This window comes from Yersinia vastinensis (genome assembly GCF_044905075.1).
In the GTDB taxonomy this organism is placed as follows: Bacteria; Pseudomonadota; Gammaproteobacteria; order Enterobacterales; family Enterobacteriaceae; genus Yersinia; species Yersinia vastinensis.
This window is the reverse complement of the sequence record NZ_CP173260.1, coordinates 2,913,788-2,934,391: the sequence shown is the minus strand read 5'-3', so window position 1 is coordinate 2,934,391 and position 20,604 is coordinate 2,913,788. Positions and strand designations below refer to the sequence as shown.

Genomic DNA, 20,604 nt, shown 5'->3' with positions numbered 1-20,604 from the left:
AAGGTTATTTTTTAATCATTATACGGCGGGCCAATTAGCGGCCCGCCTTCAATTATTGCGTTATCAGCCGTTATGAACGCCAAAGACTCTTGGCAACCACAGCGAAATTTCTGGAATATAGGTGACCAACATTAGCACCAGAAGCAGCGCGCCGTAAAACGGCAGCATTGCTTTCACCACTTGCTCGATTTTCTGTTTACTCACCGCACTGGCAACAAACAACACTGATCCGACCGGTGGTGTAATCAGGCCAATACCCAGATTAATCAGCATAATCATACCGAAATGCACCGGATCAATACCTAATGAGTTCGTGACCGGCATCAAGACTGGCGTCAGGATCAAAATCAGTGGTGCCATGTCCATTAGGGTGCCAATCAGCAGCAACATAATATTGATGCACATCAGAATGACGTATTTGTTATCTGAAACTGAGGTAAAGAAATCAGTGATGCGTTCCGGTAATTGCATATAGGTCATAATGGCACCGAAACTGGCCGCAAAACCGATCAAAATCATTACGATAGTGACGGTTTTTACTGTGCGGTACATCAGTTTTGGCAATTCTGACCATTTGTAATCACGATAGATAAACATGGTGACAAAAAACGACCATAAACAGGCAATAGCGGCGGATTCTGTCGCGGTAAATATCCCAGAAAGGATGCCGCCCATGATGATGACGACGGTCATCAGCCCCCACAGAGTATCCACGAATATTTTGAGCGCTTGGCGGAAGGGTACCCGCTCACCTTTGGGGTAACCGCGCTTATAGGCGAAGCCGACGCACATCAGCATCAAGGTGAAACTGAGCAGCAGGCCCGGCAAAATACCGGCAATAAACAGTGCCGCGATAGAAACCGTACCGCCAGTTGCCAGTGAGTAAATCACGGAGTTATGGCTAGGAGGCGTCAATATGGCTTGCACCGAGCCACTGGCTGTCACGGCGGCAGCAAAATCACGCGGATAACCTTTTTTATCCATTTCCGGGATCATGACTGAGCCGATTGAAGCTGTATCTGCAACCGATGACCCTGAAATTGCGCCAAAGAATGTTGAGGCAACAATATTCACCAGTGATAGGCCGCCGCGAATAAAACCAACAAAGATATAGGCAAAACTTACCAAGCGTCGCGCGATCCCACCTTCGGCCATAATGGCGCCAGCCAAAATAAAGAATGGGATAGCCAATAACGAAAATTTGTTTACACCACTGGTAATTTGGATCATGACCGCTTCGAGTGGCAAATCAATCCAAAATGCGCCAGCAATGGCGCTCAACCCCACGGCATAGGCAACCGGGACGCCAATGGCTAACAAAATTGCCAGAGTAAAAACTAAAATAAATGCATCCATAAGGCAAAAGTCCCCAAATTATGAATTGCCAATCATGACGACCGGGCGGTGGGTCTGCGGGCCAAAAAACAGGCGCTCGATAATAAAGCACAGCGTAATTGCGGAGCCGATAGGCAGAGGAATATAAGTTTGCCCAGCCGTCAGTAATGGAAATTCAGCCACCGGTTGTGACCAAAGCTCACTGCACAAAATGTAGCTGTAAACAAAGATAAATAGGCTTATTGCTGTCATCAGCAAATCAACCAATATCAAGCAGACTTTTTTACCCGCCTCTGAAAGACGGTCAGTGACCATGCTGACAGCAATATGTGAACCGGAGCGATAACTGGCCGCTGCGCCCACAAACGTAAACGTGACCATGCACAAAATAGCGACGGGTTCAGGCCAAGATAAGCCATCATTGAGAACATAACGGGCGAATATTCCTATAGGAATAACCGCAACCATGATTATTAAAGCAATACCAGCTACCCAGATTGACAGGCGATACAAAACATCCATCGTTGATAGATAAAAGCGAGCCATAGCGGAGACCTCAGTTCACCCTTTGCCCTTGGTGCCGCAGCATCAAGAACAAAGGGTATATATGTCAGCGACATTAAATAATTAATACCGCCAGAATAGTGTTATTCGACAGCGCTGATTTGTTTTATGAGGTCTTGATAATCTTTGCCAAACTCATCGCGGACTGGCTGGGTGGCTTTGTAATAATAATCATGATCAATCTCATGATATTGCACACCGCCAGCTTTCATTTTGTCATGTGACTGCTGGACGTAGGCTTGCCACAATACGCGCTGTTCAGCCTGTACTTCTTTAGCCAGTTTTAAAATCGTTTGCTGATCTTCGGGCGATAACTTATCCCACTTGGTTTTAGAATAAAGGAACAATTCGGGAATAATAAAATGACCACTCAACGTGTAGTTTTTAACGACCGGCAGGTAATTATGGGCAACAAAAGTTGGCTCGTTATTTTCGGTGCCGTCAATAACGCCAGTTTGCATACCGCTGAACACTTCACTCACCCCCATGCTCAGGGAGTTTGCGCCCATTGCTTTTAACGTTGCCAATGCAATTGGACTCCCCTGAACACGAATTTTCATGCCTTTAAGGTCTTCCGGCTTAACGACTGGTTGCTTGGTTATCAGGTTACGAGTCCCGGCATCCATCCAGCCAAGGAACACCAATTTTGAATCTTTGTTGTTAGTAATTTTGTCCCCAATTTCTTGACCAATCTTGCCATCAAGGACTTTATGTAAGTGATCTTCGTCGCGGAACATATAAGGCAGGGTAAAGACACTGATCTCTGGCAAAATAGAGGCAACAGGTGTCATGGATACACGAATAATATCAATAGCCCCCATTTGTGCCTGTTCGATCATTTGTTTTTCATCACCTAACACGCCCCCAGGGAAAGTTTTGATTTCCAAGCGCCCATCAGTTGCAGCTTTAAGCTTGTCCCCCATATTTTTAACGGCGACAACATTGGGATAATCTTTAGGGTGAACATCGGCGGCTTTAATTTGTTGTGCTGAGGCCATTTGGCTAAATAAGATGGCAGAAATAGCCAGGCATAGTGTTGGCAAAGGCTTAGGGAATTTCATTCGGTCGTCTCCAGAAGTCACTATACCCATCCTACTTGTCGCTGCAGTACTGTTTATCTGCAACTTCAATTACTTTGGGTATAAAAATAGATAAAAAGGCATCATTTCTAATAGTGGAATCGTTATATCAATGTATATAAAAGGGTTATTCCTTTATCCCTATGTCATTCAACCTAGCGGTTTATATTCGCTATTAAATTGACCATTATCACAGAAAAAGAAATGTCAGGAACCGCGTTTCAATAATTGTGAAGTGGCATTTCATGAAGGGGTAAAACCCAACAAGATCCTGTGCCAGGACGTGACTTGGCAAGCTATCAGAAGAGAGGGCATGTTACTGATAACGTTTCCTGCCAAAAGAACGAGGTGCAGATATTGTGGCGACGTGGGTTAACAACTACTATAAAAGTCTATGAATCAATATGATTAGGATTATGTGTGACGTCGGTATTTATCCGTAACTTTACCTTTGCCGCACTGCCAGCTAGCGGTTTGAATGGGCAGCCACTGTTTCACGGGCTTTTGGCGAAATGTGATTTTGATGTCAATGAATATAGGGATGAACTTTTTGCCGTATATGGCATTGCGTTTCCTGGTAGCTTACAAAAAGCGGTTGTTAAGCGCAGAGCAGAATATCTGGCTGGGCGCTTTGTCGCTCGACAAGTGCTGAATATGCTGGAAGTGCGTGACTTTTTGCTGACAAATGGAATAGACCGTGCGCCACAGTGGCCAGTGGGGTTAATTGGCAGTATTAGCCATAATAACCAACGCGCTTTATGTACTGCACAAGTTATTACGCCGCGGGTTGACGCCTCAGAGTCAAATTCACACCATCATGGTATTGGTTTGGATATTGAAAGTTTAATTCCTGCCGAAAGAGCCAAAAATCTGTGGCCGGGTATTCTTAGTGAAGATGAATATCACCATTTTCAAAAGGATCCATTTCCCTTCGAAAAATTATTAACGTTAGCTTTCTCTGCTAAAGAGAGCTTATTTAAAGCTATTTTCCCACAGTTAGGACGTTATTTTGATTTTCTTGATGCACGGCTACTGAGCTATTCGCTGGATACTGGCCGTTTTGAGTTACAGTTATTACGGCAATTGAGTGATGAATTCCCTGAAGGGCGTCGTTTTACGGGATGTTTTGTACTCAATGATAGTGATGTTCAAACATTTATTGCTTACTAATCTTGATGTTAGCACCCCTATAATAAGTTGTAATCTTTTTAAATTGGAAAATTTGATAGGGATAGACTAAATATTTAGCTACCAGCCATATTTATTGATAGGACATCATGAAATATATAGTGTTATTGGTTGTTATCTTATGTGTAACCTATGTCCATTTTCGCGGGAAAGTTCGTTATAAGTTTTGGCGTCAACTTTCAGACCATTCGACATTTGTTTCACCAATCAATGTCTTCATGTACTTATTTTCTCGAGTACCGACAACACCTTATCTGAAGCAGGATCTTTTCCCTGAACTCGCTGTTTTACGCGAGAATTGGTTAAAAATTAGGGAGGAGGGAAAGGCATTAATGGATATCCAACAAATAAAAGCATCGGATAAATATAATGATGCAGGTTTTAATTCTTTTTTTAAAACGGGTTGGAAACGATTTTATTTAAAATGGTATGAAGATAGCCATCCATCGGCAATGACGTTGTGCCCCTATACCACTTCATTATTACGAGAGTTACCGTCGGTGAAAGCCGCGATGTTTGCCGAACTGCCTGATGGCAGCCGTCTACCTCGTCACCGAGATCCCTATGCCGGTTCCTTACGTTACCACTTGGGGTTAATGACACCGAATGACGATCGCTGCTTTATTGATGTGGATGGTACGCTCTACAGTTGGCGCGATGGCGAAGGAATATTGTTTGATGAGACCTATATCCATTATGCAGAGAACGAGAGTGGGCAGAACCGGCTGATTTTGTTTTGCGATATTGAGCGACCAATGCGCTATCGTTGGGCGCAATGGGTTAACCACTGGGTGGGGAGAAACCTAATGACAGCCGCCACTGCACCCAATGAAGAAGGGGATCGCACTGGAGGGGTTAATAAGGCATTTAAATATATCTATGCGGTGCGTAAAGTGGGGAAGCGGCTAAAAGCCTGGAACCGTAGAATTTATTATTTGATTAAATGGCTATTATTTGGCGGTATTGCAGCATTGATTTTTTATGCGTTGTAGTTTTTACGCTCTGTTATCGCAGTCAGGAAAGAAACCCGGTAATGAAATAGCAAAAAGCCCGCTTAAGTTTCCTTAAGCGGGCTTTTCTAATATGGCTCCTCTGACTGGACTCGAACCAGTGACATACGGATTAACAGTCCGCCGTTCTACCGACTGAACTACAGAGGAATCGTGTGAACGGGGCGCATGATATCTAGCATGCCTGATACTGTCAACGCTAAATTGGTGTATTTGGGCTGACTGCTCAGCATCTGAACAAATGCTCGGTATCTTTCACGTTATTGCCGTGTTGGTGACACGCCGCAGATTGAAATCTTTTGGGCCTTATTGGTTATTTTCCCAACGTTTTAATCGGGTAAGAGGATCTTGACGATAGAAAGCACAGAAATGCTGATAAACAGCAGGGAAGCGGCTTTCCAATAACTCTGGTGCACTGAAAAAATATTCTGACAATACCGCAAAACACTCCGCCGGATCACTGGCGGCATATGCATCCATGCTGGCAGCATCGACGCCCACCATGTCAATCTCATCTTGAATATTGTCCATCGCGCGATGCAAATCATATTCCCATGCGGCAACATCACGCATAGCAATCGGAGGGACACCATTGGCATTGCCGCCGTTGCGCATATCCAGTTTATGCGCTGCTTCGTGGATAACAAGATTAAAACCGGATAAATCGAATGAATCCTGAATATCTTGCCAATTCAGAACAATAGGACCTTGCTCCCAACTCTGACCAGACTGCACTGTTTGGCCCGTATGCACCAAACCAACATCATCTTGCCAGTCTTCATCAACCACAAAGGGGGATGGATAAATCAACACTTCATGAAAGCCATCCAACCACTTTGCGCCTAATTCCATCACGGGCAAGGCGAATAATAGTGTCAGACGAGCTTGCATTAATGAGGTTAATACCAACCCTTGTAAGGGGACCAGCCGTTTTTGTTGCAACAAATGACTCGCAACAGAGACCAACCGCTGTTGTTCCTGCTCATTTAAAGGTGCCAGCAGGGGAATATCCAGCGCTTCACGCCACTGTGCAAGCATCTCCGCTTGCGGTTGATTTGCTTTCCACAGCCACTTAATCATCAGGTTGCTCACAAAGTGATAATTTGAACGTCTAAAGCAGAGAGGTGTTGTTGTAAACATGCCGTAAAAAGGGGCATAAACGCAACCGTTTCATGGAGAGATACCTAAGCGGCTGAATGGGGTGCCCCGAACATAGCCTTTTAGAAAGGGAAAATCCTCCAGCGCTCTTCAATTATTCAAGCACTTATAGAAAAAAATTTCAGCGATCCTTATCACACAAAGCCTGTTAATCAGGTAGGCATAAGGCTTTCTGATATTAGGTATATATTTAAATATGGGAGCAAGTTGAGATTCATTTTACTTGTTAAAAATGCAGGAGAAAACCATTCGTGGCTTAAGAGTGTCAATCATGATATCGACGGCGGTATTGATGCTAATGCCTGTTGTGCACGCCGATGGGCGTAAAACTGACCCTATCGTAGCGGCGCAACACCATTTTGAGCAGATTCAGTCCTATCAAGTCAGGGTGCACTCTCAGTCTGCATCGGGCGACTCAACGGCAATTCGTTACAGCTACCTTAAGCCGGGATACGTTCGTATGGATTTTGCTGAACCCCACAGCGGCGCAACATTAGTTTATAACCCAGACAGCGGTAAAGTGCGTTTATGGCCATTTGGCGTAGGGACGCTGCCTGTTCTGAGCCTTTTACCGAGCAATAGCTTGATACGTGATAAAAGCGGCCACCGGGTTGATCAGTCTGATATAGGTAGATTGTTGCACAATATTAATAGCTTACAACAAGATGGCCACACCATCATTGTCGGCGAAGAGAAGTTAGCACAACAATCTGTTTTGCATTTATCGGTCATTGGTTCTGCAAGAGCCACCATAGAGAATGTACATCGCTATGATATTTGGTTGGAAAACAGCCAAGGTTTTCCAGTCAAAGTGATCAGCTATGATGCCGATGACCAACTACTGGAAACCGTCGTGATGGATGCCATGGTAGTCAACGTACATTTTCCTGCGCATTTTTTTATCCCTTAGTACGGAGTTCAGTATGGCTGAGTATCAGTTTTCTACTCTCTGGCGAGTTAATGCCCCGCTTCAAGTTGTATGGGATGTCCTTTACCACCCCGATAGGTGGCCAGATTGGTGGAAAAGTTTGGAACAGGTCACTGAGATAGAAAAAGGTGATATACAGGGTATCGGTGCGCTGCATCGCTATACTTGGAAAGGTGTTTTGCCCTACCGAATCACGTTTGATATTCATGTCATCACGATTAGTCCTTTGCACTTATTGGAGGGGCAGGCCAGTGGTGAGGTTGAAGGGATAGGGCTGTGGACATTATTTTATGATGGTACAAATACTATAGTCCGTTACGACTGGCAAATTAGAACAAATACACGCTGGATGAATTATCTAGCCCCCATTGCGGCACCATTATTTCGCTGGAATCATGACCGCGTCATGCGTGAAGGTGCTCAAGGGCTGGCTCGTATATTAGGCGCCAAGGTTGATATCGGTTGAGTGTTAGCAACTTACTTGCAAATAATATCAGGCCACTGAGCAGAGTATCGGTGGCTTGAATTTTTATTACCTACGAAAGTACAGGCACTATTTTAAATAAAGACGTTGGTTTTTCATTATCAAAAGTATTCCCCCCTAAATAGTGCTCGATTGATCTAGACTTAATCACTATGATGGCAGCGCTCAAAAAGCTACAGATCGTCAGGCTAGCGAAGCGAACTGATAATGATTCCCTTTTAGCACTTGTATAATATGAGGTTTTTTGTTTTTTTTTATCACTATTAATGTTAAAAATGATGCAACTTTTCTCTAGTGAAAATATTTTTCACTTTTAGAACGTAAATAATGTGTAAATGTCATTTTTTGATAAATTCTCACTTGGTTTTTTCTTGACGTGGCGCAAAATTGACTGTTTTTTAGTGACTTTATTGTTGCCATATATAAGAAAAATCCTACTACGCTGTTTTATATTGTTTTTTTGTTTGATGCTTATTCGATTTTATAAATCGATGACTTTCTGAATTTCTCATTTCCTGTATGATTATTCCTACACATATAAGGATATTTCTCACAGGTGAATTCCCTCCTTCTTTTACATCCGCTGACGATTCCTATTATTTAACCAAATAGTAATGATTCTGAATTTTTAGCTTAATTGACAATATCTAAAATGATGAAATAATGGTCATAACGAAATCGGACTTCATTAATTATGATATAAATCCTAATTAAACCTATCGGTATAAATATATTTAAAGTCACGGGGAAACATACATGAAAATTAAAACTAGCAACGTATTAATTGCTGCTATCGCTGGTGTGTTTATTGCACAATCTGCTTTTGCAGCCGACGGTACTATTACTATTAATGGTCAAATCACTGACACCACTTGTGGCGTTTCTGTCAATAATGGCACCAACGATGGAACAGTAATATTGCCTACTATTTCTGCAAGTGCATTGAGCTCTATTAACTCTGTTGCTGGTACGACACCTTTCAATATTGTGTTGTCTAGTTGTACTGGAGCATCAATGAGTAATGCCTATGCTTATTTTGAACCGGGTGCTTTGGTGGACACCGCGACAGGCCGTTTGAACAGTAATGGTACATCAACCGGTGTTCAGGTTCGTTTATTAGACAAAGGTATCTCACCCATTGTGGTCGGAAGTTCCGGTCAGGGTAGTGTGGTCGAGGATATTACTGGTGGTGGTGCAACATTAACCTATTACGCACAGTATTATGCTAACAACGCATCAGTTAACGCAGGTACAGTAACGACGCAAGTTGACTATACTATTGTTTATGACTAATTAAAGCTTGTGGCATAGCGGAGCTGAAGGCGAATTGGTGTTTATTTCCAACGTTTTCAGCGACAACATGGGAGCTTAATGCTCCCTGTTTCATTCGCTCTATAATTGGAAACTTTATGCGTAAAACACTTTTCATGGCATTTGCTCTTGTCACATCATTGATAACCGCAACAGCGGCTCATGCTGAAGTGATCATCAAAGGTACGCGTGTTATTTACAATGAAAAACAGCGTGAGGCTGTGGTTCAGGTTTCCAATACCGGTAATATGCCAGTTCTTCTTCAAGCCTGGATTGATAATGGCGATGCGAATGCACGCCCCGAGACAATCAAGGTACCTTTTAGTGTTACCCCCCCTGTAATACGTTTAGATCCTAAACGGGATCAGACCATTCGTCTGTTTCGTACAGGCAGTGGATTAGCGGCAGATCGGGAAACTCTCTTTTGGTTTAATTTGTTAGAAATTCCACCGAAACCTACCAAAAGCGCTACCGGTGAGGATAACAAGCTGCAATTGGCTTTTCGTACCAGAATTAAATTGTTTTATCGCCCGGCAGAATTAACGATGCCATCAGAACAAGCGATTAAGCATTTGACCTTCTCTAAAAAGGGCAATCAGCTGGTAATAAAAAATGCGTCACCGTATTACATTACCTTTAGAAAAATTGAGTTACGTGCTTCAAAAGACAGCCCAGTTCTGGCTAACTTGAGTAAAATAAATAATAAAATGGTGGTACCTTTTGCTGAACTGAGTTTGCCAATGACAGCTCAAGGATCGATTAATAATACGACACAAGTGTTTTATTCTATTATCAATGATCAAGGCGGCGAAACGCAGAGTACGCAAAAGTTGGTGCAGTAGAATTATAAAACATAAATACAATTAATATTTACTTTTTCCCATTCAGGGTACGCACTCATTTAATGGCCTCGACATAATGCTTAGTTATTACATGTGTTATCAAAAACGCGAGCGCCCGAAATATCTATCGGTATTATCTCTTGCTATTTATAGCTTGGGTGGTGTGCTATTTAGCCTATCCGCTGTAGCGGAAGATCCTGAGCATGTTGAATTTAGTGATTCTTTCCTCCGTTTCTCTGTCGATGCTGCTCGTTACAGTGAAGGTAACCCCGTAGCTCCTGGTGAGCGCAGCATTGATATCTACTTAAATGAGCAATGGATTGGTCGTCAGTCCGTGCGTTTCGAATTACCGTCACCAGAATCGAAAGTTGCCTCTCCGTGTTATGACTTAACATTATTTGATGAATTAGGGATTGATACCAGCGCAGTGTCATCAGATGTTCTAAAGCAGCTAGAAACCACCGGCGCTTGCTCTTCACTGAGCACGATTTTGGAGGGGGGCAATGCTATTTTTGATGAGAATACACAGCGTCTGGATATTCAAGTTCCTCAAGCCTTTTTAATCCGCCAGGCTCGTGGCTATGTTAATCCTAAATATTGGGATGATGGTGTCACTGCGGCAACCTTAAGATATGACTATACCGCCTATCGCAGTAATCAAACTGATATCAGCAGCCAGACATACCAATATCTTGGGTTGTTGGGCGGTTTTAATTGGCAAAGTTGGCGTTTGTATTATCGAAGTGCATTAAATCGTAGTGACAGTCAGGGGTTTGATTATCAGAATCTGGCCACTTATGCAGAGCGTGCGGTGCCTTCCTTACACAGCAAAATGACGATTGGTGATTCAAACACGGATGGTCAAGTGTTTGACAGCATCAGCTATCGCGGTATTGAGCTCGCCTCGGATGACCGTATGTTTGCAGACTCTCAGCGTGGCTATGCGCCGGTAGTGCGAGGTATTGCCCGAACCAATGCCCGAGTGGTCGTACGCCAACAGGGTCAATCTATTTATGAGACCACGGTTCCTCCAGGACCGTTTGCCATCGATGATCTCTACCCCACCGGGCAGGGTGGCAATTTAAGTGTGACTATCACCGAAGCTGATGGTAGTGAACAGTCTTTTACTGTTCCATTTGCCTCAATTGCCGAATTGCTGCGTCCGGGAACCACACGCTATTCCTTGATGGCCGGCGAGTATCGTGACAATTCGATGGCAGAAACCCCAACTCTATTTATGGGGACGTTACGCCACGGTTTATCTAATTTAATCACCGGCAATGGTGGCGTTGTTGCGGCTGAAGGCTATCTCTCCGCGTCTGCTGGGTTGGCATTCAATACTCCGGTAGGCGCGCTGGCGTTTAGTGTGACGCAAGCACAAACCCGATTGCCCGGTGAAAGTGACCAGAATGGTCAGAGTCTGGGGATAACCTATGCCAATTCGTTACCGGAAACCAATACCAGCCTGACCATTGCCAGTTATCACTATTCCAGCGACGGTTTTTACACACCGTCAGAAGCCATGCGAATGCGCGACTATTTACAACATGGTGAGGTGAGCAGAAGAACCATCAATTCAGGCTTGCCAACCGATAGCACAGACTATGATGACAGTTTTAAATATCGCCGTCGTAATCAGGCGCAAGTCAGCATTACCCAAGGTTTACCTGAAGGCTATGGTTCATTTTATGCCAACGCCAATGCACAGGATTATTGGGGCGGGCAGCGGCGCGATATGAGTTTTCAGCTCGGCTATAATAATAGCTATAAGTCACTGAGCTATAACGTAGCCCTTAACCGTTTGCGTAATATGTCGAGTGGGGAATGGGATAACCAATTAAGTGTCTCTTTCTCTATTCCACTGGGAACCCGTAGTGGAGCCTCGCGTTTGAGCACCAGTTACACCAGTACGCGTGAAAGTAGTTCAGTACAAACCGGGGTTTCAGGTTCTGCGGGCAGTGATAATCAATTCAACTATGGGGTTTCGGTCGCGAATAATCATACTGATGAGAATGGCAGCTATAACACTCTGGGTGTGAATGGGAATTGGTTGGCTCCTAAAGCGACAATTGGCGGCAGTTATTCAAAAAGTCATGATTACGATCAGGTTAGTGCAAGCCTTTCTGGTGGTGTGGTTGCTTACCGCGGAGGTGTGGTGTTTGCGTCATCTCTGGGGGATACCGTTGGGATTGTTGAGGCACCCGATGCGGTGGGAGCACGGGTAACTAACTATTCCGGCATGCGCCTTGATAGCCGTGGTCGGGCGGTTGTGCCTTATTTAAGTCCTTACCGGCAAAATGATGTCGAGATTGATCCAAAAGGTTTATCTGCCGATGTGGAGTTTAAAACAACCAGTCAACGAGTGGCTCCAACCGCAGGTGCGGTGGCGTTGTTGAAATTTGAGACCTCAAGCGGTTATTCAATTTTGTTGACCGGGCATCTGGCGGATAACACGCCACTGCCGTTTGGTGCGGAAGTCAAAGATGCTCAAGGTATCGGCGTTGGCTATATCGCTCAAGGCGGACAAGCGCTGGTTCGGGTCAATGAGCAAGCCGGCCACTTACGTGTGGTTTGGGGTGAAGGTGTGGGTGAAAGCTGTGGTTTTGATTATCAATTACCCGGCAGCACAGTGGCTCAGGGTGAATTCCGGCAGTTGGCGGTGATATGCAAATAAACGCCTATCGGAATACAGGGATACGATAATGATGCGACGTGATGTTTTACACTTTTTATCGGCACTCGGTACTGGGATTATCAGAGAGAAATATCGGCTCTTGGGGGGGCTATTACTGCTGGTTTATGCCGGAGTCGCCAGTGCTGAGGGGAGCTATGCTAGCTGTGCGCGTAACAGCGGCTATTATCAGTATTTCGATACCACGTCTTTGGAAATAGGCAAAGACAGTGTTGTGGGCAGTGTGATTGGCCCTTGGATCAATTCAAATAATTCGACTGCTTGGAATTGTACGCCAAACAGTAACTACCAACAGCCAATAACCTTTAGTGTGCAAGGCTACCCACCTTATGTGGTTGATAGCAGCATCAGTACCGATGGACAAACTTATACTGTTTATAATTCTGGCAAAGCAGGCTTGGGATATATTGCCCGTTGGCGTTTCACGTTGAACGGTAAAACTACCAATTGGCAGCCACTGACCATTGCTACCGGGGGGCAGCAGACACACCCTGAGTCGATTGCCATCAATTACAATGCGGGGGTTAAGTTCTATCTAGGGTTAGATGTTCAGATACGTTTCGTTAAAACTGCCAACACACTGACCAATGGTGCGATCCCGTTGTTTGACCCAACCTACATGCGCCATGTACAAACCTATAATAACGGTACGCCTGCGCCGGGCGATCTCACGTATATGATCACTCAATTTAAATCTGGCAGTTCAATCATAGCCAATGGTGGCACGTGCACCACCCCTAATGTGACGGTCAACTTGCCGGAGGCTTCAGTGCGTGATTTTAATGGCATGGGGTCCATTGCGGGGCGGAAAGTATTTAATCTGGCGTTCAACCAATGTCCAGCAGGGTTAGCCAGCATTGGATATAGCTTCGCCGCGACCACGCAAGTGCTTGATGCCACGAATGGTGTCGTGGCACCGAATGCCAGCTCCACCGCCAGTGGCGTGGGTATCCAGTTACTGCGTGGAAATGGCGCGCCGGTGACATTTGGGACGGTTTACCTGCTGGATAATTACGATGCTACATTAAAGGCCAACTACACCGTGCCCTTGCAAGCAGGGCTGTTTCAAACCGGTAGCACCGTGGGCGCAGGCAGTGCTAATAGCAACATCACTTTTACGCTGAATTATAAGTAGGGCCTCTATGTCAGCTTTTAATTGTTGGGGTTTACGCCTGAAAAGTAGAGGATTAAGGGGCTTGATGCTGACGAGTATCATGGTCCTATTAATTCAAACTCCGATAGCACAGGCCGAGATCTATCTGGGCGTAACGCGTTTGATAGTCAATGCGAAAGATAAAGAGGCGACACTAAGAGTGGTCAATGAAGGTCGCTCTCCAGTGTTGTTACAGATATGGGTTGATACCGGGGAAAGTGAAGCGGCACCTGAGAAAATCACAACACCTTTTATTGTTGCGCCGCCCATTTTGCGTCTGGATGGCAAACGTTCGCAACGCCTGAGAGTGTTGTTTACTGGCAGCGGGGCACCTCTGCCCAGTGATCGCGAATCGGTATTTTGGTTGAATGTGCTGGAAGTTCCGCAAAAGGTGAATAACAACGCGACGAGTCAGATGCAAATGGCATTCAGAACGCGCATCAAATTATTCTATCGACCAGCACAATTACAAGGTATAAGTACGGTCAATATTCAGGATAAACTGAATTTTCGCTTGATAAAACAAGGGAATAAATCATCCGTGCTTGTGAGTAACCCCACACCTTTCCATCAGACGTTGCTCGAAATATCGTTGGGGCGAGATAAAAATCAGGCGGTGGCCACTGTGATACCCGAAAACGGCATGATAGACCCCAAAGGACAGGACAGTTTTGTGCTGGAGCAGACAAAAGGAGCTGTCACCACCGGAATGAAGGTGTTTTACTCCGTGCTGGATGACTTCGGTACCGTCATGACTGGTGAGCAGACATTGCAGCCTTAACATCCTGAATATTCAAAAATAAACATCTTTTTTGATCCGTTTTTACGGTGATAGTCTTCGGGTGTTTTCTAAATGAATAACCAAGAAAATTCCTATAAATCAATAAAGTAGATCCCTTTTTGTCTCATTTTTTATTGGTCTCTTTGCCCACAAATGATACCTTTCTAGCATCATTTGGTGCGGAATAATTCGAATCCCTCCTCACCAGACAATGGCTGATTATTTCAGCGTTAATACACAGGTGCATTTATGACGCTTTATGATATTAAACCGCGATTTCAGGCGCTGTTGCGCCCGTGTTTGGTTTGGTTATATCAGCGAGGGATTACAGCTAATCAGGTCACATCATTTACCCTGATAGCTTCATTGGGGGTTGGCTGCTTAATGATGTTATATCCCTCGCGGATAATATTTGCCCTACTGCCAGTGTTTTTGTTTATCCGCATGGCACTGAATGCCATCGACGGCATGCTGGCTCGGGAATTTAACCAACAGTCGTCATTGGGGGCTTTATTGAATGAAATCGGCGACGTTGTCTCCGATATTGCGTTATATCTGCCATTCGCTTTACTGCCTTTGGCTCGCCCAGAACTGGTCATATTGGCAGTGTTTTTAGCCTTACTGAGTGAGTTTTGTGGCGTGATGGCGCAAACCTTGGAGCGGCCAAGGGGGTATCAGGGGCCGATGGGGAAAAGCGACCGTGCATTGTTGTTCGGGGCTTATGGGTTGGCTATTGCCGTATGGCCGGGGTCATTGGCGTATTCCGGGTGGTTATTTGCTTTTGCATCGCTGTTATTGCTGTGGACCTGCGTGAATCGCTGCCGGGCCGCGCTAAAGCCAGAGGCATAATATGAACACAACGCTTGCTATCAGCTTGTCCGTTATTTTTGCTCTCTTGGCACTTGCCAGTGCCATTATGCTGGTATTGATATGGCGCTATCCGCAAAAGGACTGGTTGGAATTACGCCAACGCATCACTAGTTGGTGGCTGATCATCATTGTTTTTGCTGTGGCGATGGTTAGCCCGAAATGGCTGTCGTTGGTTATCTTTGGCTTCATTAGTTTTCTGGCCCTCAAAGAGTTCCTGACACTTATTTCAACCCGCCGTTCTGACAATATTCCTCTGCTATGGATGTATCTCGCTATCCCTATTCATTATTTATGGATTGGCATGGGCTGGTACGGCATGTTCGTTATTTTTATTCCGATCTATGCCTTTTTATTCCTGCCGGTGCGTATGGTGCTGATTGGTGATACCAAGGGCTTCCTGCATGCGGCGGCGAACATGCATTGGGGCTTGATGACCACAGTTTTTGCTCTAAGTCATGTGGCATTTTTGATGGTCTTGCCTGGCGGCATTGGTGGGCAAGGAGCACTGTTAGTGGTCTTCTTGGTGGCGCTAACTGAACTCAATGATATTGCTCAATACTTATGGGGAAAGTCATTAGGCCGCATTAAAGTTACTCCGAGAGTTAGTCCAAATAAGACGTTGGCGGGTTTATTGGGTGGTGTGGCAACGACCATGCTTTTAGCGGGGATTTTGGGGCCTTTATTAACCCCGATGAACTTTACTTTCTCACTGTTGACCGGATTACTGATTGGTTTTACCGGATTTTGCGGTGATGTGGTGATGTCGGCGGTTAAACGAGATCTTGGGGTGAAAGATTCAGGCAAATTACTCCCCGGTCATGGCGGCATTCTCGACCGGCTTGACTCTCTAATCTACACCGCGCCACTGTTCTTTCATTTTATTCGCTATTTTTATTATTGAGGGCTGGCCGTGAACCGACTGTTGCGCTGGATTTTTACGTTGTGTGTCGCGTATCCGGTGGTACTGGTATGGCTGGGTGTGTCTGTTTGGCAGCGAAAACAACTACCGCTCAAAGGGCCGGCCATTGTGGTGGCAAATCATAATAGCCATTTGGATATCTTGACGCTGTTTACCTTATTCCCCTTATCAACCCTGTCGCAGGTTCACCCCGTCGCGGCCGCCGACTACTTCCTGCGTAACCGTGCTATCGCTTGGTTTGCAACCAAAGTGATTGGCATTATTCCGGTAGCCCGGGGTGGGGCAGGCAAGGGCAGTGACCCGCTGGCAGGCTGCATTGATGCGCTGTCTAATAATAAAATTGTGATCTTGTTCCCTGAGGGGACACGCGGCGAGCCGGAAAAATTCTCCGCGTTCAAATCGGGTTTGTGGTATTTGAGCCGCCAATTTCCCACTACGCCAATCACTGCGGTGTATATGCATGGGCTGGGGCGAGCGATGGGTAAAGGGCAACGAATCCCGGTGCCCTTTTTTATTGATATCTATGTTGATAAACCTTTCTATTTTCATGATGACAAACAGACATTCCGAGCTGAATTACAGCAGCGGTTTCTCACCCTGCAACAACGCGCAACAAGGAAAATTCCGTGACTCAAGGACATCGTATTGCTCAGGAACTCACCTTTACGACTAGTGATAATGTTCCGCTCTTCTACCGCTGTTGGCCAGCGCAAAATAGCCCGACCAAGCGGGTAATTGTGTTGTTTCACCGTGGTCATGAGCATTCAGGGCGTTTGCAGCACATTGTTGATGAGTTGATGCTGCCTGATGTGACATTTTATGCTTGGGATGCCAGAGGACATGGCAAATCACCGGGAGATCGTGGTTACAGCCCCAGCTTGGCGCGGTCAGTGCAAGATGTTGATGAGTTTGTCCGCTTTGTCGCAGTAGAAAGCCAAGTGTCAATGCACGATATTATGGTGGTAGCACAAAGTGTGGGAGCAGTGCTGGTCTCGACGTGGGTGCATGACTATGCGCCGAAAATTCGCGGAATGATTCTGGCTTCACCAGCATTTAAAGTAAAATTGTATGTGCCATTTGCTCGGCCAGGATTGACTCTGATGCACCGTTTTCGCGGTCTGTTTTACGTCAAGTCCTATGTTAAAGGCAAATTTTTGACCCACGATGCCCAGCGTGTCGCCAGCTTTGATAGCGATCCGCTGGTTAGCCGACCCATTGCGGTTAACATCCTGCTAGATCTCTACCGCGCCGCCGAGCGAATTGTACAAGACGCCGCTGCTATCACATTACCAACCCAATTACTGATTTCTGGGGATGATTTTGTGGTTCATCGCGCACCGCAACAGAGATTTTATCAACGCCTTCGCAGCCCGGTAAAAGAGCAGCACATATTGCCTGGCTTCTATCACGACACTTTGGGTGAAAAAGATCGTCAATTGGCCTTTGATAAAATGCGCATTTTTATTGAGCGCCTGTATACCGAAACGCTGCCCACTCACCATTACCGTTATGAAGACCGCTGGAGTGCCAGTGCGGATAGCTATCGCGCATTACAAGTGCCGCTAAAATCCTATTCAGCTGAAGGGTTGTATTACCGCACATTACGTTATGGCATGAAGACGCTAGGTAGCAGCGCCACTGGCGTCCGGTTAGGGTTCGAGACTGGTTTTGACTCTGGTAGTACGCTGGATTATGTCTATCGTAACCAGCCGGAGGGCAAGAACACTCTCGGAAAATATATCGACCAACAATATCTCAATAGCATTGGCTGGCGGGGTATTCGTATGCGTAAAGTTCACTTGCAGCAAACCATACAAATGGCGCTTATGCGGTTACGTGAACAAGGGATGCCACTGCGCATTGTCGATATTGCTGCAGGCCATGGTCGCTATGTGTTGGATGCTCTCACGAATCAGCCTGATGTTGAGCAAATTTTGCTACGTGATTACAGCGAACTGAATGTTGAAAAAGGGCAGGCAATGATTGCCCAGCGTAATTTGACTGAGATTGCCCGTTTTGAAAAAGGTGATGCTTTTGATCGGGATGATCTGGCGAGTTTGACACCCAATCCAACCCTCGCCATTGTTTCTGGTTTATATGAGCTATTCCCGCAAAATGAGATGATTGAGGCGTCATTGGCTGGACTGGCCGCGGCAGTTCCTCCCGGAGGTGTGCTGGTCTACACCGGGCAACCATGGCATCCACAGCTTAAAATGATTGCGCGCGCATTGACCAGCCATCAAGGGGGGCAGCCGTGGGTGATGCGGGTGCGTAGTCAAGGGGAGATGGATGCCCTTGTCGAACAGGCCGGCTTTGATAAATGTCATCAACTGATTGATGAATGGGGTATTTTTACCGTGTCATTAGCGGTTCGTCGTGCCCATGACTGAGGTTAACGGTGTGGCTCGCCGTCGGCAAATCTGGCGGCGAGCTGTGCTATGGCTGTTGTTACTGGGGCCGCTATTCTTTATCAGTTATGGCCAGACCAACCATTTCACGGCCAGCCGCATTGGGGTGGGCAGTGTAGTGTTTGGGTGGGAGCACCATATTCCTTTTTTGCCTTGGACAATAGTGCCCTATTGGAGCATTGATCTGCTCTATGGCTTGTCATTGTTCATCTGTACTTCGCTACGAGAGCAAACTCGTCATGCATGGCGTTTGGTGATGGCATCGTTGGTGGCTTGCCTCGGTTTTCTGTTATTTCCACTTAAGTTCAGTTTTGTACGGCCCATCACTGACGGACCCTTCGGTTGGTTGTTTCAACAGTTGGAACTGTTTGATTTACCATACAATCAGGCCCCTTCATTGCATATTATGCTGGCTTGGTTGTTATGGTTGCGCTTCTGGCCACACTGCCAAGGGATTTTACGTTGGTTAATGAGTGGCTGGTTTGTCTTGATTGCAATATCCGTTTTGACCACTTGGCAGCATCATGTGATTGATATTGTTACCGGGTTAGCCGTGGGCGTGGTTGTCAGCTATCTGATCCCAATAAATAGCAGTTGGTGCTGGCAACGCCCGTGCCATTCATCACTGAAATTAGCACGTTGGTATGGCGGTGGTGCGTTACTGGTGGGCGGGGCTGCATTGTGGCTGGGAAATGGCTGGTCAATATTGGGGTGGCCCGCGTTGGCGTTACTTGCGGTGGCCGTTGGGTATCGCAGTTGCGGGGCCGGGGTATTTCAAAAGCAGGAAAATGGCAGAATTTCACCGTCTGCCTACTTGCTACTATGGCCTTATCGGCTGGGGGCGTGGCTCTCGATGTATGGGTTCACTCGCCAATTACCTTCAGCAATAGAAGTCGCAGGAGGGGTATTTATCGGCAGTTACCCACGAGCACCTCTATTGCAGGCCAGCGTGTTGGATGTCACAGCGGAATTTAGCCGTAGCCGGCATAGCTTGAATCGACCCTATAAGTGCTGCCCGCTGATGGATTTGGTGGTGCCGAGCCAAGAGCAACTTGCACGGGCAGTCGATGCTCTTCATCAACTTCATCAACAGCATGGTACGGTTTTGGTCCATTGTGCGCTCGGTATGTCGCGCAGTGCATTGGTGATTGCGGCATGGTTATTGGACAATAAATGGGCAGTGACGCCACTGGCGGCGGCAGAGTTGCTGCAACAAGTTCGCCCGCAAGTGGTATTGCAGCCACGGCATCTGCAGGCGCTTGCCCTATGGCAAAAAAGGAATATAGCATGCTAAATCATCCTGTAGCAGGGCAGGTTTTGACCATTCATCTTGCCAGTTGGCGCTATTTGGCTGCGCTGACGCTACCCCCCATTATATTTGCTTTATGGGGGGCGGAGAGTTGGGTTGCTGCACTGTTATTGCTGCTTGCGGGCGTAACGCATTACTATTGCTGGCGTTTATGGCTAGATGAGCGTCTTTTTGCTTTGTTGTATACCTGCGAGCCACAAACAGAACATATTGATGCTGCATTACAGCAACTTTGGGGTGAAAAATTAGCAGCAGGCCGCGCACTTGATTCACGCTGGAGGGGAGCGACTAAACTGTTGCGTCGTGCCATAGGCAGCGCTCTATTATTGTGGTTGGTGATGGTGAGTGCGCCGTTGATTGATTTGGTTTTGGCTAGGTGACTTGGCGATACAAAAAGAGACGGCACTATGACGTACCGTCTCATGTTATTGATTCAGTGAACTGAACAGGTTAGTTGTCTTTTTTCTTACCAAAAATCTTCAGTAAGGCGCCCACAGCACAACCAATCACCACACCCAGAATAACCCATTCAGTAAATGACATAATCAAACCCTTTCATTTGTTTGGCCTGAT

General features: G+C 46.0%; 19 protein-coding genes and 1 tRNA gene. 15 read left to right on the top strand and 5 right to left on the bottom strand.

Annotation, left to right across the window (positions count from 1 at the left end):
• Window positions 1-63 precede the first annotated feature (63 nt).
• From ACIOG0_RS13730 to ACIOG0_RS13720, 3 genes are all read right to left on the bottom strand, one after another.
• Window positions 64-1,356 (bottom strand): TRAP transporter large permease, encoded by a 1,293-nt coding sequence (locus tag ACIOG0_RS13730; protein ID WP_050101849.1) that lies wholly within the window; start codon window positions 1,354-1,356, stop codon window positions 64-66.
• Between the two features lie 18 nt (window positions 1,357-1,374).
• Window positions 1,375-1,881: a TRAP transporter small permease gene (locus ACIOG0_RS13725; protein WP_050101847.1), complete on the bottom strand. Its 507-nt coding sequence runs from the start codon at window positions 1,879-1,881 to the stop codon at window positions 1,375-1,377.
• A 101-nt stretch (window positions 1,882-1,982) separates the two neighbouring features.
• Complete coding sequence (locus ACIOG0_RS13720; RefSeq protein ID WP_050101845.1) at window positions 1,983-2,960, bottom strand: TRAP transporter substrate-binding protein; 978 nt, start codon at window positions 2,958-2,960, stop codon at window positions 1,983-1,985.
• 438 nt (window positions 2,961-3,398) lie between these two features.
• Here ACIOG0_RS13720 and ACIOG0_RS13715 point away from each other — a divergent pair, with 438 nt between their 5' ends.
• Together ACIOG0_RS13715 and lpxO are read left to right on the top strand one after the other, a co-directional pair.
• The gene (locus tag ACIOG0_RS13715) at window positions 3,399-4,148 is read left to right on the top strand and encodes a 4'-phosphopantetheinyl transferase (RefSeq protein WP_050140780.1); all 750 of its coding nucleotides are present in this window, start codon (window positions 3,399-3,401) and stop codon (window positions 4,146-4,148) included.
• 107 nt (window positions 4,149-4,255) lie between these two features.
• Window positions 4,256-5,158, top strand: coding sequence for a lipid A hydroxylase LpxO (gene lpxO, locus ACIOG0_RS13710; RefSeq protein ID WP_050295501.1), 903 nt, complete (start codon window positions 4,256-4,258; stop codon window positions 5,156-5,158).
• A 92-nt stretch (window positions 5,159-5,250) separates the two neighbouring features.
• Here the strand turns inward: lpxO and ACIOG0_RS13705 are convergent.
• Window positions 5,251-5,326: transfer RNA gene (locus ACIOG0_RS13705), tRNA-Asn, on the bottom strand.
• Between the two features lie 156 nt (window positions 5,327-5,482).
• A complete protein-coding gene (mtfA, locus tag ACIOG0_RS13700) occupies window positions 5,483-6,256 on the bottom strand; it encodes a DgsA anti-repressor MtfA (protein WP_050098403.1) in 774 nt (257 codons plus the stop codon).
• A gap of 370 nt (window positions 6,257-6,626) precedes the next feature.
• Here mtfA and ACIOG0_RS13695 point away from each other — a divergent pair, with 370 nt between their 5' ends.
• From ACIOG0_RS13695 to ACIOG0_RS13635, 13 genes are all read left to right on the top strand, one after another.
• Entirely contained in the window at window positions 6,627-7,244 is a 618-nt protein-coding gene (locus ACIOG0_RS13695) for a DUF1571 domain-containing protein (RefSeq protein WP_128451047.1), read from the top strand.
• A 13-nt stretch (window positions 7,245-7,257) separates the two neighbouring features.
• Window positions 7,258-7,728 (top strand): SRPBCC family protein, encoded by a 471-nt coding sequence (locus tag ACIOG0_RS13690; protein ID WP_050295502.1) that lies wholly within the window; start codon window positions 7,258-7,260, stop codon window positions 7,726-7,728.
• A gap of 774 nt (window positions 7,729-8,502) precedes the next feature.
• Window positions 8,503-9,039: a fimbrial protein gene (locus ACIOG0_RS13685; RefSeq protein WP_050098401.1), complete on the top strand. Its 537-nt coding sequence runs from the start codon at window positions 8,503-8,505 to the stop codon at window positions 9,037-9,039.
• A gap of 116 nt (window positions 9,040-9,155) precedes the next feature.
• A complete protein-coding gene (locus ACIOG0_RS13680; protein WP_128451046.1) occupies window positions 9,156-9,899 on the top strand; it encodes a molecular chaperone in 744 nt (247 codons plus the stop codon).
• A 76-nt stretch (window positions 9,900-9,975) separates the two neighbouring features.
• Entirely contained in the window at window positions 9,976-12,573 is a 2,598-nt protein-coding gene (locus ACIOG0_RS13675; protein ID WP_050295504.1) for a fimbria/pilus outer membrane usher protein, read from the top strand.
• A gap of 28 nt (window positions 12,574-12,601) precedes the next feature.
• Complete coding sequence (locus ACIOG0_RS13670) at window positions 12,602-13,726, top strand: fimbrial protein (RefSeq protein ID WP_128451045.1); 1,125 nt, start codon at window positions 12,602-12,604, stop codon at window positions 13,724-13,726.
• Window positions 13,727-13,790: 64 nt separating this feature from the next.
• Entirely contained in the window at window positions 13,791-14,525 is a 735-nt protein-coding gene (locus ACIOG0_RS13665) for a molecular chaperone (RefSeq protein WP_164908322.1), read from the top strand.
• 249 nt (window positions 14,526-14,774) lie between these two features.
• Window positions 14,775-15,374, top strand: a complete 600-nt coding sequence (locus ACIOG0_RS13660) for a CDP-alcohol phosphatidyltransferase family protein (protein ID WP_050140786.1) — start codon at window positions 14,775-14,777, stop codon at window positions 15,372-15,374.
• Window position 15,375: 1 nt separating this feature from the next.
• Window positions 15,376-16,296, top strand: coding sequence for a phosphatidate cytidylyltransferase (locus tag ACIOG0_RS13655; RefSeq protein ID WP_050295508.1), 921 nt, complete (start codon window positions 15,376-15,378; stop codon window positions 16,294-16,296).
• Between the two features lie 9 nt (window positions 16,297-16,305).
• Window positions 16,306-16,944 carry a 1-acyl-sn-glycerol-3-phosphate acyltransferase gene (locus tag ACIOG0_RS13650; protein WP_128451044.1) on the top strand — a complete coding sequence of 213 codons (639 nt, stop codon included), beginning with the start codon at window positions 16,306-16,308 and terminating at the stop codon, window positions 16,942-16,944.
• Window positions 16,941-18,704, top strand: a complete 1,764-nt coding sequence (locus tag ACIOG0_RS13645) for a bifunctional alpha/beta hydrolase/class I SAM-dependent methyltransferase (RefSeq protein ID WP_128451043.1) — start codon at window positions 16,941-16,943, stop codon at window positions 18,702-18,704. The genes ACIOG0_RS13650 and ACIOG0_RS13645 overlap by 4 nt, the downstream gene beginning before the upstream one ends.
• On the top strand, window positions 18,697-20,016 hold the full coding sequence (locus ACIOG0_RS13640; protein ID WP_128451042.1) for a phosphatase PAP2/dual specificity phosphatase family protein: 1,320 nt from the start codon (window positions 18,697-18,699) through the stop codon (window positions 20,014-20,016). Before ACIOG0_RS13645 ends, ACIOG0_RS13640 begins: the two co-directional genes overlap by 8 nt.
• Window positions 20,010-20,411 carry a hypothetical protein gene (locus ACIOG0_RS13635; protein ID WP_050098391.1) on the top strand — a complete coding sequence of 134 codons (402 nt, stop codon included), beginning with the start codon at window positions 20,010-20,012 and terminating at the stop codon, window positions 20,409-20,411. The genes ACIOG0_RS13640 and ACIOG0_RS13635 overlap by 7 nt, the downstream gene beginning before the upstream one ends.
• Window positions 20,412-20,604: the final 193 nt, after the last annotated feature.